This is a genomic window from Rhodoferax sp., from assembly GCF_039922535.1.
Classification (GTDB): Bacteria; Pseudomonadota; Gammaproteobacteria; order Burkholderiales; family Burkholderiaceae_C; genus Rhodoferax_B.
Map to the genome: position 1 here is coordinate 1 of NZ_JBDTEM010000104.1, position 14,196 is coordinate 14,196.

General features: G+C 59.8%; 14 protein-coding genes. 12 read left to right on the forward strand and 2 right to left on the reverse strand.

Going from position 1 to position 14,196, the window contains the following annotated elements; translation table 11 throughout:
• From ABI213_RS04735 to ABI213_RS04760, 6 genes are all read left to right on the forward strand, one after another.
• Positions 1-1,232, forward strand: a 1,232-nt coding sequence (locus ABI213_RS04735) for a response regulator (protein WP_348026259.1), incomplete at its 5' end; no start/stop codon positions are given.
• A 34-nt stretch (positions 1,233-1,266) separates the two neighbouring features.
• A complete protein-coding gene (locus tag ABI213_RS04740; RefSeq protein ID WP_348005532.1) occupies positions 1,267-2,505 on the forward strand; it encodes an EAL domain-containing response regulator in 1,239 nt (412 codons plus the stop codon).
• 440 nt (positions 2,506-2,945) lie between these two features.
• Entirely contained in the window at positions 2,946-3,185 is a 240-nt protein-coding gene (locus ABI213_RS04745) for a helix-turn-helix transcriptional regulator (RefSeq protein WP_348005533.1), read from the forward strand.
• Position 3,186: 1 nt separating this feature from the next.
• On the forward strand, positions 3,187-4,458 hold the full coding sequence (locus ABI213_RS04750) for a type II toxin-antitoxin system HipA family toxin (protein ID WP_348005534.1): 1,272 nt from the start codon (positions 3,187-3,189) through the stop codon (positions 4,456-4,458).
• 307 nt (positions 4,459-4,765) lie between these two features.
• Positions 4,766-5,005 (forward strand): DUF1413 domain-containing protein, encoded by a 240-nt coding sequence (locus ABI213_RS04755; RefSeq protein WP_348005535.1) that lies wholly within the window; start codon positions 4,766-4,768, stop codon positions 5,003-5,005.
• A gap of 32 nt (positions 5,006-5,037) precedes the next feature.
• Entirely contained in the window at positions 5,038-5,763 is a 726-nt protein-coding gene (locus tag ABI213_RS04760) for a hypothetical protein (protein ID WP_348005536.1), read from the forward strand.
• A gap of 253 nt (positions 5,764-6,016) precedes the next feature.
• Here the strand turns inward: ABI213_RS04760 and ABI213_RS04765 are convergent, their stop codons facing one another.
• Positions 6,017-6,205, reverse strand: a complete 189-nt coding sequence (locus tag ABI213_RS04765) for a hypothetical protein (RefSeq protein ID WP_348026260.1) — start codon at positions 6,203-6,205, stop codon at positions 6,017-6,019.
• Positions 6,206-6,276: 71 nt separating this feature from the next.
• Between ABI213_RS04765 and ABI213_RS04770 the strand changes: the two genes are divergently transcribed.
• A complete protein-coding gene (locus tag ABI213_RS04770; RefSeq protein WP_348005538.1) occupies positions 6,277-6,519 on the forward strand; it encodes a type II toxin-antitoxin system Phd/YefM family antitoxin in 243 nt (80 codons plus the stop codon).
• The gene (locus tag ABI213_RS04775; RefSeq protein ID WP_348005539.1) at positions 6,516-6,779 is read left to right on the forward strand and encodes a Txe/YoeB family addiction module toxin; all 264 of its coding nucleotides are present in this window, start codon (positions 6,516-6,518) and stop codon (positions 6,777-6,779) included. Before ABI213_RS04770 ends, ABI213_RS04775 begins: the two co-directional genes overlap by 4 nt.
• Before the next feature lie 105 nt (positions 6,780-6,884).
• Here ABI213_RS04775 and ABI213_RS04780 read toward each other — a convergent pair whose 3' ends face one another.
• Complete coding sequence (locus tag ABI213_RS04780; RefSeq protein WP_348005540.1) at positions 6,885-7,796, reverse strand: LysR family transcriptional regulator; 912 nt, start codon at positions 7,794-7,796, stop codon at positions 6,885-6,887.
• Positions 7,797-8,059: 263 nt separating this feature from the next.
• On the opposite strand from ABI213_RS04780, the gene ABI213_RS04785 reads away from it, so the two are divergent.
• The 4 genes from ABI213_RS04785 to ABI213_RS04800 all read left to right on the forward strand — a co-directional run.
• Positions 8,060-10,162 carry a bifunctional rhamnulose-1-phosphate aldolase/short-chain dehydrogenase gene (locus ABI213_RS04785; protein ID WP_348005541.1) on the forward strand — a complete coding sequence of 701 codons (2,103 nt, stop codon included), beginning with the start codon at positions 8,060-8,062 and terminating at the stop codon, positions 10,160-10,162.
• 31 nt (positions 10,163-10,193) lie between these two features.
• A complete protein-coding gene (rhaI, locus tag ABI213_RS04790; protein ID WP_348026261.1) occupies positions 10,194-11,486 on the forward strand; it encodes an L-rhamnose catabolism isomerase in 1,293 nt (430 codons plus the stop codon).
• 134 nt (positions 11,487-11,620) lie between these two features.
• Positions 11,621-12,613, forward strand: coding sequence for a rhamnose ABC transporter substrate-binding protein (rhaS, locus tag ABI213_RS04795; protein WP_348026263.1), 993 nt, complete (start codon positions 11,621-11,623; stop codon positions 12,611-12,613).
• A gap of 99 nt (positions 12,614-12,712) precedes the next feature.
• A partial coding sequence (locus tag ABI213_RS04800) for a sugar ABC transporter ATP-binding protein (RefSeq protein WP_348026264.1) occupies positions 12,713-14,196 on the forward strand: 1,484 nt, incomplete at its 3' end.

Here is a 14,196-nt window from a genome sequence, read left to right on the forward strand (position 1 = left end):
AGCCGGACCTGGCCCAGGTGGACTGCATTGTGGTGGGTGGCGACGGCATGGTGGGTGATTTACAGGTGTACCTCGCACATGCTGGCGCAAACGTCTATATGGCCGCCAATATCGCCGAGGCGGTTCAGCACGCATGCATGCTGCAAAGCGCCGTGGTCGTGCAGCCTATCTTGCTGGAAAAAATAGACCTGGATGCCCTGCGCGTAGCATTTTCGGCCGCACCGGATGTGCGCCATCTCTTGATCACACGCGGGCGGCGGCGCGGCGCACGGATTTCCAACGCGGACATGGTGGCACTGGATGGCAATTGCCTGCGGCGCGGGGCTTTGCTGCGCGCCGTGGCGGTCGCCGCAGGCAGGCAGTCGCCCGAGGTCTACCGAGACAGTGACCTGGACAACCTGCGCAGCCCCGGTGGGCCGCCCACCATTGCCGAGGCGCGCTTGCAGGGGCGACTGATACTGATTGCCGAAGACGATGAGGTCAACCAAAAGGTCATCCTGCGCCAAATTGAAATGCTAGGCTTCGCAGCCGAAATAGCCCACGACGGCGCAGAGGCCTACAAGCTGTGGCTCACCGGCAACTACGCCCTGCTGCTGACCGACCTGCACATGCCCGTGATGGACGGCTACAGCCTCGCCGCCGCCATCCGGCGCGAAGAGGCCCAGCGGCAGCCCATGGGTGACGGGCTTACGCCATCGCGCATACCCATCCTGGCACTCACGGCCAATGTGCTGAATGGCGAGTCGCACCGCGCACGGCAGGCGGGCATGGATGAATATTTGACCAAGCCGCTACAGCTGGGCCTGTTGAGAGACGCCCTGCTGCAATGGCTACCACTGCAGGCCGTGGATGCCTTGCCCGACGCACCACCGCATTCCAGCGCGGCTTCGCCCACTCGGGCCGACCCGCGCCTACCCATCGACGTGCGCGTATTGCAAAGCCTGGTTGGCAACGATCCTGCGGTGGTGGACGAATTGATGGCCGAATACCGCTTGTCGGCGCACCGCCTGGCGCAAGAACTGCGTACCGCCCACACCCTGGACGATACGCGGCAGATCGCCTCCATCGCCCACCGGTTGAAATCCTCCTCCCGCTCGGTAGGGGCCGCCACGCTGGGCGACGCCTGTGCCGAACTGGAAAACGCCTGCCGTACCGGCACCCGAGAGGTCATTGCAGAATGCATGGCCGATTTCGAAGCCGCATTGCTGGCAGTGGAAACCTATATTCTTTAAAAACGGTAAATCCTGAAAAGGGGAAAGTTTGCGTATGAAAACTCTTGTAATTGACGACGACTCCTTTGCGCTCAAACTGCTGGCCAGGCAGTTGGCATTGGCAGGCTGCGGCGATGTGATGCTTCACCAATACGCACGCGAAGCCCTGGCGCACATGGAGTCCCCCGACCAGAAAATCGACCTGGTGTTTTGCGACCTGCAGATGCCAGACATCGATGGCGTGGAATTTGTGCGCAATCTGGCCCGCATCGGCTACCGGGGTGGCCTGGTACTCATCAGCGGCGAAGGTGCCCGCATTCTCCACACCGTACAAAAACTAGCACAGGCCCACCACATCGCCATCCTTGGCGCGGTCTCCAAGCCGGTATCGACCGAGCAGCTCAAGCAGCTGCTGGACAGCAATGCCAAGCGCCTGCAAGAGAACCAAGACGCTTGTGGCGCTGTGGGGCGGGACTTTCAGCCCTACACCCCCCAAGAACTAGAGCAAGCCATTGTCGAAGATCAATTGGTCAACTACTACCAGCCCAAGGTGGATTTCGCCACCGGGGCGCTCGTCGGCGCTGAGGCGCTGGTGCGCTGGAGGCATCCGCAGGCCGGGCTGGTGTATCCAGACCAGTTCATTCCGCTGGCAGAAGAATACCAACTCATTGACTTGCTCACCCACCAGGTGTTGGACGCGGCCGTACGCCAAGCCAAGGCCTGGCAGGACGCAGGTCTGCAGATCCAGGTGGCCATCAATATCTCGATGGACAACCTGGCGGCACTGGACTTCCCCGATAAGGTGGCACAGGTCGTCCACCATGCCGGTTTGGCTGCCAACGACCTGATGCTGGAGGTCACCGAGAGCCAGCTGATGAAAGATCCCCGTGCCACCCTGGATATCTTGACGCGGCTGCGTTTGAAGCGCATCGGCCTGTCGATTGACGACTTTGGAACCGGCCATTCCTCATTGGCGCAACTGCGGGACATTCCTTTCGGCGAACTCAAGCTAGACCGCAGCTTCGTCCACGGTGCCGATAAAGACGCGGCATTGAAGGCCATTGTGGACGGCACCCTGTCCATCTCGCGCCAGCTCGGCATCAAGTCCGTGGCCGAGGGTGTGGAAGATCTGGCCGACTGGAACTTCTTACGCGCATGCGGCTGCGACGTCGCACAGGGCTACTTCATTGCGAGACCGATGCCTGGTGAGGCACTGCGCGCCTGGTCCGAGCAATGGCAGCCGCGCCGGGCCGGGCTGACAGCCCTCCCCATTCCTTCGCGCATGTCTCCATGAATCGGCTCTGGCCACGGTGGTGGCTGCGGATGACGTGGCGGGCGTAAGAAGTCAGCATGCCTGGTACGGGGCTGTCGGATGGCCTACCGCTGCGGAAAAGATATAAGAAATCAGGCTCCAGTGCAGGTAGCACCTACGGCGGCAGCTATTTTTTTGATAGTAAACTATTGTTTTTATAGCTGCCAGCGCAGGCTCTGCTTGCGCTAGACGAGGATTTGATGGCGCATAGGTCCGCCGCAGTGCGGTGGCCGATGGGCTCACGGGCGTCGGTAAAAGCTAGCCAAGGCCGCCGCCCGGTGCACAAGCACTCCCCCTATAAATTTCCCGTACGCAATATTTTTTGCGACCAGAGTACGGATTTACTCCTAAATTTCCCGAACGGGGCATTTATTTGCCAATCCGCAGTTTTACCGCCATAATTTCCCGAACAGGACATTATTGTGACATCCGCTCCCATTCCCTCCCCTAATGCGCTAGGCCAGGCCACCCGCGCCGCCCGCAAACAGCTCGGCCTGACGCAACCGCAACTGGCCCTGGCCGCCGGTGTAGGGGTGCGCTTTGTGGTGGAACTGGAGGCCGGTAAACCCACCCTGCGGCTGGAGCACATCTTGCGGGTACTGCACGCGCTGGGGGGCAGCTTGGTGGTGGAAGGTTTGCCATCTGCATCGGAAGGCGCCTAGCATGCCGGGCCAACTCGACGTCTATCTGTTCGAGCACCTGGTGGGCCACTTGGCGCAAGTCAACGGGCGGCTCAACTTCCGCTACACGCCGGACTGGCTGGCCCACAGCGGTGCCCGTGCACTGTCCCACTCGCTACCGCTGCAAGCCACGCCGTTCGACGACCACGCCACGCGCCCTTTCTTCGCCGGGCTCTTGCCCGAAGGCGACAAACGCAAGCTGGTCGCCCAGGCGCTGCAGGTATCCCGCCAGAACGACTTTGGGCTGCTCGACGGCATAGGCGGCGAATGCGCTGGGGCGGTCACCCTGATGGAGCCCGGCCAGGCCCTGCCTGCCCTCCAGAACCCGCCCGCTGTGCGCTGGCTGGACGATGGCCAACTGCTGCGCCTGCTGGATGAAATGCCCCAGCGCCCGATGCTGGCCGGCGAGGATGGTCTACGCCTGTCGCTGGCCGGCGCGCAGGACAAACTGCCGGTACTAGCAGACGGCAAGCGCATCGGCCTCCCCCTGCTGGGCACGCCCAGCACCCACATCATCAAACCCTTGATAGCCGGGATTGACGGCAGCGTGCACAACGAAGGCTTTTGTATGGCGCTGGCCCGCGCGATGGGCCTGGACGTTGCCCCCGCCAGCGTGCGCCAGATCGAAGGCCGCCCCTACCTGCTGGTCACGCGCTACGACCGCGTACCGGGCACTGCCGCCGACACCACGCCGACGCGGCTGCACCAAGAAGACTTCTGCCAGGCCCTGGGCGTGCCGCCCGAAACCAAGTACCAGAACGAAGGCGGCCCCGGCCTGCCCGATGCCTTTGCCCTGCTGCGCAGCACCACCCGCCCCAGCGCCCTGCATGTGCTGAAGCTGCTGGACGCCGTGGTGTTCAACGCCCTGGTCGGCAACCACGACGCACACGCCAAAAACTTCTCTCTGCTGCACACCGCACGCGGCACGGTACTCGCCCCGCTGTACGACCTGCTGTGCACCGCCGCCTACCCGCGCCTGACCGACAAGATGGCCATGAAGATCGGCAGCAAATACAAGTTCAGCGAAGTGCAGACCCGCCACTGGACCCAGTTCGCCGAGGCTGCAGGGCTGTCGCCCGCGCTGGTGAAGAAGCGTATTCTGGAGATGGCCGACCGGCTGCCCACCTTGGCGCGCACCACGCTGGCGGCGATGGAGCTGCAAGGCAATGGGCACGCGGTGCTGGGGGAGATCGTGGGATTGGTGGGGCAGCGGTGTGGGTTGACGGTGCGGCGGTTGGGTGAAGGCAGCACGTAGCCTGCGGAATATAGGCATCAAACCAGGCTCCAGCCCAGGTAACACTTGCAGCAGCAGCTAGGCTTTTGATAATTTACTATTGCTTTTATAGCTACCAGCACAGTCTGTACCTGCGCTGGATGGGGAGTTAATTGTTGGCAGAATGGATGGGGGATTGACTTTTGGGGTTGAAGGGCTGTTTGTAGGCAAGAGGCAAGACTTGCCCGCGGCTCATCAGTGGAACTCTATAGCTATGTCAAACTTACCCGTAGACATATAAAGCCTGCAACCACACCGGATTCACAACAAGAAATTGCGTTTTAACAACATGGATATATTGATTAAACACTCAAACCTAACCAAGCAGAAGATAGCAGCGATGCAAATTGGCTCGGAAGGCGGACTTTCCCATATTTTTGGAAAAGATTGGAGCTCAATTGGTTCTATTGGAGAGCGTCGAAATTTTGGAAAAATATTCAAGGCGGCAGTTATAGCGGGCACAATAGCGAAACTAGAATGGATCCGAATTGAAAATTCGGGACGCTTTGACGTTTATCGAAAAAAATAGCGCCCCCATTATTATCAAATCTTAACAATCACATGAAAACCATAAATATGGCAATAGTTGCCTGTATATTTCTTTCGGCATGCAATCCTAGTAACGCGCTAAGCACCAACGATTTTGATCTTTTTGGGGAAGCTTGTACTTCATTAAAAATTCTGGGAAAACGTACACAATGTCTTGCAACGCTAGAAAATCTAAAAAAAGATTCAAAATACATTTCTGATTCAAAAAAGCTTGCGAAGTCTCAGGAAACTAAGATTCCAATTATGTTTAAAGATATACCTCTGGGAAAAACCGGCAGCAAAACGGCATTGGTCGAAATTTGTAAGCAGAACAAAAGTAATCAACCTTCAAAATATGACAAAAAAGATCATTGCGAGTATAGAGATGAGAAAAATTATATCTGGTTATCGTATGGAAATCTTGGGGAATCAATTGCGACTATTGAGTTAGGAGATAATGAATCGCTTGACTCAGTCGAAATAAAAGAAAGAAAAATTTTGATTCTTGGATTGGCGGAGATACTGCAAGAAAAATATGGACTTCCTAAGAAATCAATCAATTCTGTAGAAAATAAAATGGGAACAAAATTCGACCAAGAGATCCTCGTTTGGGTTGACGATCAAGGCAACAGAATTACGGTTGAATCAATTTATGACAAGATTGATCAAGGCCGAATAACCATTGAGTCTGCAGCAAGAATTGCTGCGCGAGGAGTTACAGAGAAAGCGGCAATTGAGGTAAGAAAATCGAATCTTTAACGGTGATTAATTAATTAACTCCGAGCCAGTGGGTCAACAGGACGCTGCGTGATACAGCCGCGCAGCGTCCTGCAACCTTTGCGATAGCTCAAATCACGAAACACCTACTATCACCAAGCATGACCGGAGCCCCAAATTCGGCCCAAAGCGTCTTGCAAACAATCAAAATAGCCAACCCACAACAGCTACTATTTCAATAGCGTGCTATGCAGATGGAAACTGAGTTAGCGTCCCACTTCTTATAGATCCAAAATCACATCCGGCACGCCGCAAACCCCGCCCCATCGCCTAAAACGAAGTCCCGAAACGCCGCCCCCAGATCCGAAAGCACCGCATCCCGCCGGTGCAGCAAGCACCAGTCCAGCATCTGCGGCATATCCTGCAAATCCAGCCCGGCTAGCATGCCAGCAGTCAGCTCTACCTGGAACACGTGAATGTTCAACTGGTATCTGCCATCGGCTTGAAAAGCCGTACGCATTTACGTACAATACTTGCTTTTCCAAGGCACACACAATGCACACACACACTGCCAGCGAAGCGCGCGCAAATTTGTATCGACTCATTGATGCAGCACAGCAGTCGCATGAGCCGATCCTTATTTCCGGCAAGCGCAGCAGTGCGGTACTCATTTCTACCGACGATTGGAATGCCATTCAAGAAACCTTGTACCTGCTGGCCGTGCCCGGCATGCGCGAGTCCGTCAAAGCCGGTATGGCGGAACCTCTCGCCACAAGTGCAAAGACACTTGCGTGGTGAAGTGGGAGCTCGTGTATGCCAAGCACGCGCTGAAAGATGCAAAAAAGCTTGCGGCAAGTGGTCTCAAGCAAAAGGCGCAAGAACTGCTGGAGGTAATCGCCAGCGATCCCTTTCAAAATCCGCCACCCTTTGAAAAGTTGGTGGGGGATCTTGCCGGGGCTTATTCACGCCGCATCAATATCCAGCACCGCATCGTGTACGAAGTTTTTGCGGCAGAAAAGACCGTTCGCGTCCTGCGAATGTGGACGCACTACGAATAACTGGGCTAACAGGTCGCCTGGTGCTGGCATGCAAACACTATCATTTAAATAGCTACCACCGCATATTCCACCTGCGCCAGCGCCCGATTTCTTATAAATCCCCAGTTAGATTCGACAAGCCGCAAACCCCGCCCCATCCGCCAGCACAAAGTCCCTAAACGCCGCCCCCAAATCCGACGGCACGGCATCCCGCCGGTGCAGCAAGCACCAGTCCAGCATCTTCGGCATATCCTGCAAATCCAGCACCGCCAGCATGCCGGCGGCCAGCTCTACCTGGAACACGTGGGCGGATAAAAAGCTGATGCCCATGCCGACCATCACGGCCTGCTTCACCGTCTCGTTGCCCGACAACTCCATCGACACATTCACCTGCAGCGACTGGGACTGCAGCAGGTGCTCCAGGAACTGGCGGGTGGCGGAGCCGGGCTCGCGGAAGATGAAGTCCTCAGTACGCAAATCGGCCCAGGTCAGCTTGCGTTTGGCGGCGAGCGGGTGGTTCGGCGGGGCCACTATGCAGTGCGGGTTGCGGGCGAAGGTTTCGGCCTCTACATCGGCCTCGCTGGGCGGGTAGCCGCCTATGGCCACGTCCAGCTGGTGCTCTTGCAGCATGGCCAAAATCTTCTCGCGCCGCTCTACCGTCAGCTTGAAGCGGATGCCGGGGTGGCGCGCCTTGAAGGCCATCAGCAGCGCGGGCGCAAAGTAGTGCGCGGTGGGCACCACGCCCAGGTGCAGCAGGCCGCCCTCGCCACTGCGGCTGGCGGCCATGGCCTCGTCTGCGATACGCACCTGGTCTAGGATGCGGCGGGTGTGGCGCAGCAGGGCTTCGCCGGGTGCGCTGAGCACCAAGCGCTTGCCGGTTTTGACGAACAGCGGCTGGCCTGCGTCTTCTTGCAACTGGCTGATCTGCATGGACACCGCTGGCTGCGTCAGGTGCAGTTGCTCGGCGGCCCGCGAGTAGCTCAGGGTTGTGGCTACGGCTTCAAAAATGCGCAGCTGGCGCAGGGTGGCGTTTTTCATGGCAAAACAGTCAGGGTTTGACCCGGAAACAGGGGTTTTCAAACAGGGCGAAACAGGGGCTGCGCGGACCGGTTGGCAGGGAGTTTCCCTAAGCTGCAGCGCAGCATTTCGGGCCCTGCGGGCGGTTGGTGCGGACCCTTGCCGCAGCAGGCCCAAAGTATAAGTAAAACTTTGGAAAATCATCAAAAAGCATTGGTTGTGGATATGTACACCCGTCCCTAGACTTGCCTCCATCGTCAACCTGCCCACTCCCGATGAGCCCCATGTCTACCACCACCATTGCCCCCTTCCCCACCTGGAACGATGCCCATGCGGCCACGCTGGATGCGTCTGGCCTGCTGCTGTACCGCTCGAATCTGTTGGGCTCCGACCTGCGCATTACCAACTACGGCGGCGGCAACACCTCCGCCAAGCTGGTGCAAAAAGACCTGCTGACCGGCCGGGACGCCACCGTGCTGTGGGTCAAGGGATCGGGCGGCGACGTGGGCTCGATGAAGCTGGACGGCTTTAGCACCCTGTACATGGACAAGCTGAACGCGCTGCAAGGGCTGTACCGTGGCCCGGACTTTGAAGACGAGATGGTGGCCTACCTGCCGCACTGCACCTTCAACCTGAACCCGCGCGCCGCCAGCATCGACACGCCTCTGCACGCCTACCTGCCCTTCGCCCACGTGGACCACATGCACCCCGACGCAGTGATCGCGATTGCCGCCATGGCCAACAGCGAAGCGCTGACGGCCAAGATTTTTGAAGGCACCGTGGGCTGGCTGCCCTGGCGCAAACCCGGCTTCGAGCTGGGCCTGATGCTGCAACGCTACCAAGCCGCCCACCCCAGCCAACGTGGCCTGATGCTGGCCGGCCACGGCCTGTTCACCTGGGGCGACACGGCCAAGAGCTGCTATGAAAACACCGTGGGCGTGATCGCCCATGCGCAAAACTGGCTGGGCCGCGAAAGCGTGGCCCGCAAGGCGGTGGCATTTGGCGGCGCGGCGCAGGCTTCGCTGCCGCAGGCCGAGCAAGATGCGACGCTGGCCCGCGTGCTGCCGGTTCTGCGCGGCCTGGCTAGCAAAAGCAGCCACAAACTGATGCACGTAGACCGCCAGGCTGCCGTGATGGAATTTGTCAACAGCGTGCAACTGGCCCCGCTGGCGGCCATGGGCACGTCTTGCCCCGACCACTTTTTGCGTACCAAGATTCGCCCGCTGATTCTGGAAGCTGCCGTTTACCAACTGGAAGGCGCAGCCCTTGCCACCGCGCTGGAAGAAAAACTCGTCGCTTACCGCGCCGACTACGCCGCCTACTACGACCGCTGCAAACGCGCCGACAGCCCGGCCCTGCGCGATGCCAACCCGGTGATCATTTTGCTGCCCGGCATCGGCATGGTGTCGATTGCCAAAGACAAGGCCACGGCACGCATCGCCGGCGAGTTCTATGTGAACGCCATCAATGTGATGCGCGACGCCAACGCCATCGACACCTATGTGGGCCTGCCCGAGCAAGAGGCCTTCGACATCGAATACTGGTTACTGGAAGAAGCCAAGCTGCAACGCATGCCCAAGGCCAAGCCGCTGGTCGGCAAGGTGGCGCTGGTGACCGGCGGCGCAGGCGGCATTGGCCGTGCCATCGTCGAGCGCTTTTTGAACGAAGGTGCCTGTGTTGCGCTGCTGGACATCGACGTGGAAGCGCTGGAAAGCACCCGCGCCGAGCTGGCCAAGCGTTTTGGCAAAGACGTGGTGCGCAGCATGGTGTGCGACGTGACGTCGGAAGACTCCGTCATAAACGCCTATGTGCAGGCCACGCTGGAGTTTGGCGGGGTGGACATTTTGGTGTCCAACGCCGGCATTGCGTCCGCCGCGCCGATTGAAGACACCAGCCTGGCGCTGTGGATGCGCAACCAGAACATCCTGGCTACCGGCTACTTTTTGGTGGGCCGCGAAGCCTTCCGCCTGATGAAGGCCCAGGCGATTGGCGGCGCCATGGTCTATATCGCCAGCAAAAACGGCATGGTGGCCAGCGCCCAGGCCAGCGCCTACTGCGCGGCCAAAGCGGCAGAGATCCAGCTGTCGCGCAGCTTTGCGCTGGAAGGCGCACCGCTGGGCATACGCTCCAACGTGGTCAACCCCGATGCCGTCATCCGCGGCAGCAAGATCTGGACGGGTGCCTGGAGCCAGGAGCGCGCCGCTGCCAACAAAATCAGCGAGGAAGAACTGGAAGCCTTTTACCGCGACCGCTCCATGCTGAAACGCAGCGTGTTCCCCGAAGACATTGCCGAGGCCACCTACTTCCTGGCCAGCGATTTGGCGGCCAAATCCACCGGCAACATCATCAACGTGGATGCGGGTAATCTTGCGGCCTTCCCTCGTTAATTCGACGGTTAAACAAATAAAAGAGACAGACATGACCACGACCAAAATTGCTCCCGAATTAATAGCTGACCACGCACATAGCGCCAGCGCCAGAGTCGATTCTGACTACAAGCATTTAGGCGAGCAACTGGCCCGCCGCGGTGTCAACATCGACACACTAAAAGCCGACGTAGCCAAGTTCGCCGTGGCCGTGCCCAGTTGGGGCGTGGGCACCGGCGGCACGCGCTTCGCCCGCTTCCCCGGCAAGGGCGAGCCGCGCAATGTGTTCGACAAGCTGCAAGACTGCGGCGTGATTAACCAACTGGTGCGCTGCACACCCACCGTGTCGCCGCACTTCCCCTGGGACAAGGTGAGCGATTACAAAGAACTGCGCCAGCACGCCGAGTCCTTCGGCCTGGGGTTTGATGCGGTCAACTCCAACACCTTCTCCGACCAGAAGGACCAGCCGCGGTCGTACAAATTCGGCAGCCTGACCCATGCCGACGCGGGCGTGCGCGCCCAGGCCGTGGCGCACAACATCGAGTGCATAGAAATCGGCAAGCAAATCGGCAGCAAGGCGCTGACGGTGTGGATTGGCGACGGCTCCAACTTCCCCGGCCAAAGCCACTTCCGCCGCCAGTTCGACCGTTACCTGGACAGCAACCGCCAAATCTACGCCGCGCTGCCCGACGGCTGGCAGATGTTTTTAGAGCACAAGATGTTCGAACCCGCCTTCTACGCCACCGTGATCCAGGACTGGGGCTCCAGCCTGCTGGCCGCACAAAGCCTGGGCGACAAAGCGCGTTGCCTGGTCGATTTGGGCCACCACGCGCCCAACACCAATATTGAGATGATCGTGGCCCGCCTGGTGCATGCGCAAAAGCTGGCCGGTTTCCACTTTAACGACAGCAAGTACGGCGACGATGACCTGGACAGCGGCAGCATCAACCCGTTCCAGCTGTTCCTGGTGTTCAACGAGTTGGTCGATGCAGCGCAAACCAAGCCCCCCGGCTTTGACCCCGCCTATATGCTGGACCAGTCGCACAACGTCACCGACCCGATCGAGAGCCTGATGACCAGCGCCGTCACCGTGCAACGCTGCTACGCCCAGGCCCTGCTGGTAGACCGTGTGGCCCTCACCGGCTACCAGGACAGCAACGACGTGCTGATGGCTGCGCAGACGCTGAAGTCCGCGTTCCACACCGACGTGACACCGCTGCTGCAAAAAATCCGCATTGAAGCCGGCGGTGCCGCCGACCCGGTAGCCACCTACCGTGCCTCGGGCTATCGCGCCAACATGGCGGCGATCCGCCCCGCCAGCGGTCCGAGCAGCGGTATCGTTTAAGCGGCATTTGCCTAGAGCAAAGCGCGCCCTATCGACACAGGCGGCAACCTCCAACTGCCGCCCGTAGCGAGACCGACCAAAACGCCTTAGTTAAGGTCACATTTCCATACCAACAACGACATCCAGGAGACAACATGAAGAAACAACTCGCAACCCTGATCACCGTGGCCCTGAGCGCAGCGCTGGCCAGCCCGGCCTTTGCGGCAGACAAGATCGCCCTGGTGGTGAAGAGCCTGGGCAACGGCTTCTTTGATGCCGCCAACCAGGGCGCGCAGGAAGCGGCCAAAGAGCTGAAGAACATCGACATCATCTATACCGGCCCGGCCAAGGCCACGGCCGAAGGCCAAATCGAGATCGTCAACGCGTTGATCGCCCAAAAGGTCTCGGCCATCGTGATCTCGGCCAACGACCCCGACGCGCTGGCGCCGGTGCTCAAGCGGGCCATGGACCGTGGCATCAAAGTGATTTCCTTTGACTCGGGTGTGCGCAAAGACGGCCGCATGATGCACCTCAACCCCTCCAGCAACCCGCTGATCGGTGAGAAGCTGGTGAAGATGACGGCCGACGCGATTGGCCCCACGGGCGAGATCGCCGTGCTGTCGGCCACCGCCCAGGCTACCAACCAAAACATCTGGATCGAAGAAGCAAAGAAGGTGCTGGCCCAGCCCGCCTACAAGGGCTTGAAGCTGGTCAGCGTGGTGTACGGTGACGACCAAACCGACAAGAGCTACCGCGAAGCGCAAGGCCTGTTCAAAAGCTACCCCAATCTGAAGGCCATCATCGCCCCCACCACCGTGGGCGTGGCGGCTGCAGCCAAGGCGGTGCAGGACGAGAAGATGGTCGGCAAGATCTTTGTGACCGGCCTGGGTTTGCCGTCGGAGATGGCCGGCCACGTGAAGAGCGGCGCGGTCAAGTCCTTCGCCATCTGGAACCCCATCGACCTGGGCTACTCGTCCATCTATGCGGCCAGCCAGTTCATCTCGGGCAAGGTCACCGGCAAGGCCGGCGAAAAGGTGTCGCTGGGCCGTGTGGGCACGGTTACGCTGGATGCCAATGGCGAAGCGGCAATGTCTGAGCCCTTCACCTATGACGCAACCAACGTTGAGAAGTTTGCGAAGTTTTTCTAAAGCGACAGGCCCGCTGGCACCTGCGGGTGCCAGCCGAAAAGTTTGGGGGCATCTCTGTCAGGGTAGGTGCCCCTTTTTTATGCGAAGCTGGATTTTTAAATGACTGATGTCTTACTGAGTCTGCGCGGTGTCCACAAGCGCTACGGAGCCACTTATGCGCTGCGTGGGGTGGACCTGGAACTGCGGGCCGGGGAAGTGCTGGCACTGGTGGGCGAGAACGGGGCGGGCAAATCCACCCTGGTCAAAATGCTGACCGGCGTGATCCCGGTGGACGAGGGCACGGTCTCGCTGCGCGGCGTGGCGCACACCTTTGCCAACGCACAGGCCTCTCAGGCCGCAGGCATCCTGGCAGTGCACCAGGAAACGGTGATGTTTGAAGAACTCAGCGTGGCCGAAAATATTTACGTGGGCCGCCACATCATGCGCGGCCCTTTTATCCACTGGTCGGCCATGAACACCCAGGCCCAGGCCGTGCTGGAGCAGATCGGTGCGCGCTTTAACGCCACTACGCTGGTCAAAGACCTGAGCCTGGCCGAACGGCATCTGGTGGAGATTGCCCGGGCCTTGTCGCAAAAAGCCGCGGTGGTGATTCTGGACGAGCCCACCGCCGCCCTGTCGCAGGCCGAAATCCGCGACTTTTACGGCATCGTGCGCAAGCTGCGCGACCAGGGCGTGGGCGTGATCTTCATCACCCACAAATTCGACGAAATTTTTGCCGTGGCCGACCGCTATCTGGTGCTGCGCGACGGCACGGCCGTGGGCAGCGGCGCCATTGCCGATGCCACCGAGCAAGAGCTGGTCAAGCTGATGGCCGGGCGCGCCATCGACCAGATCTACCCGCCCATTGCATCCCAGCCCGGCGAGGTGGTGCTGGCGGTGAAAGACCTGTCCCACCCCACCGAATTCAACAACTTATCGTTCGAGCTGCGCCGGGGCGAGATTCTGGGTTTTTACGGCCTGGTGGGTTCGGGCCGCAGCGAGGCGATGCTGGCCATCATGGGGCTGAACCCGGCCGCCACTGGCAGCCTGGTGGTCAACGGTCAAAAGCTCAACGCCCGCAGCCCCGGCGATGCCATTGCCGCCGGTATTGCCTACGTGCCCGAAGAGCGCCAGCGCCAGGGCGGCATTTTGAGTTTCTCGGTGGAGCACAACATCAGCCTGGCCGGCCTGGGTCGTTTCTCACGCGGCATTTGGTTGTCCAAGCTACGCGAGTCCGAGCTGTGCCAGCGCATGATCGAGCGGCTGCGCATCAAAACCCAGTCGCCCGACACCCTGCTGTCCGGCCTGTCGGGCGGCAACCAGCAAAAGGTGGTGATCGCCAAATGGCTGGGGCTGGACCCGCGCATCGTGATTCTGGACGAGCCCACCAAGGGCATCGACGTAGGGGCCAAGCAGGCCGTGTACCAGCTGATTGGCGAGATGGTGGAGCAAGGCCTGGCGGTGATTCTGGTGTCCAGCGAGCTGCCCGAGGTGATGCACCTGGCGCACCGCACCATCGTCATGCGCCGGGGCCTGCAGGTAGCAGAGTTCGCCCGAGCCGACGCACAGGCCGAACACATTGTGGCGGCGGCTTCGGGACTGGG

Coding starts and splice junctions, on each gene's coding strand:
- ABI213_RS04740 (WP_348005532.1), top strand. CDS start 1,267: ATGAAAACTCTTGTAATTGACGACGACTCCTTTGCGCTCAAACTGCTG.
- ABI213_RS04750 (WP_348005534.1), top strand. CDS start 3,187: ATGCCGGGCCAACTCGACGTCTATCTGTTCGAGCACCTGGTGGGCCAC.
- ABI213_RS04755 (WP_348005535.1), top strand. CDS start 4,766: ATGGATATATTGATTAAACACTCAAACCTAACCAAGCAGAAGATAGCA.
- ABI213_RS04760 (WP_348005536.1), top strand. CDS start 5,038: ATGAAAACCATAAATATGGCAATAGTTGCCTGTATATTTCTTTCGGCA.
- ABI213_RS04770 (WP_348005538.1), top strand. CDS start 6,277: ATGCACACACACACTGCCAGCGAAGCGCGCGCAAATTTGTATCGACTC.
- ABI213_RS04780 (WP_348005540.1), bottom strand. CDS start 7,796: ATGAAAAACGCCACCCTGCGCCAGCTGCGCATTTTTGAAGCCGTAGCC.
- ABI213_RS04785 (WP_348005541.1), top strand. CDS start 8,060: ATGTCTACCACCACCATTGCCCCCTTCCCCACCTGGAACGATGCCCAT.
- rhaI (WP_348026261.1), top strand. CDS start 10,194: ATGACCACGACCAAAATTGCTCCCGAATTAATAGCTGACCACGCACAT.
- rhaS (WP_348026263.1), top strand. CDS start 11,621: ATGAAGAAACAACTCGCAACCCTGATCACCGTGGCCCTGAGCGCAGCG.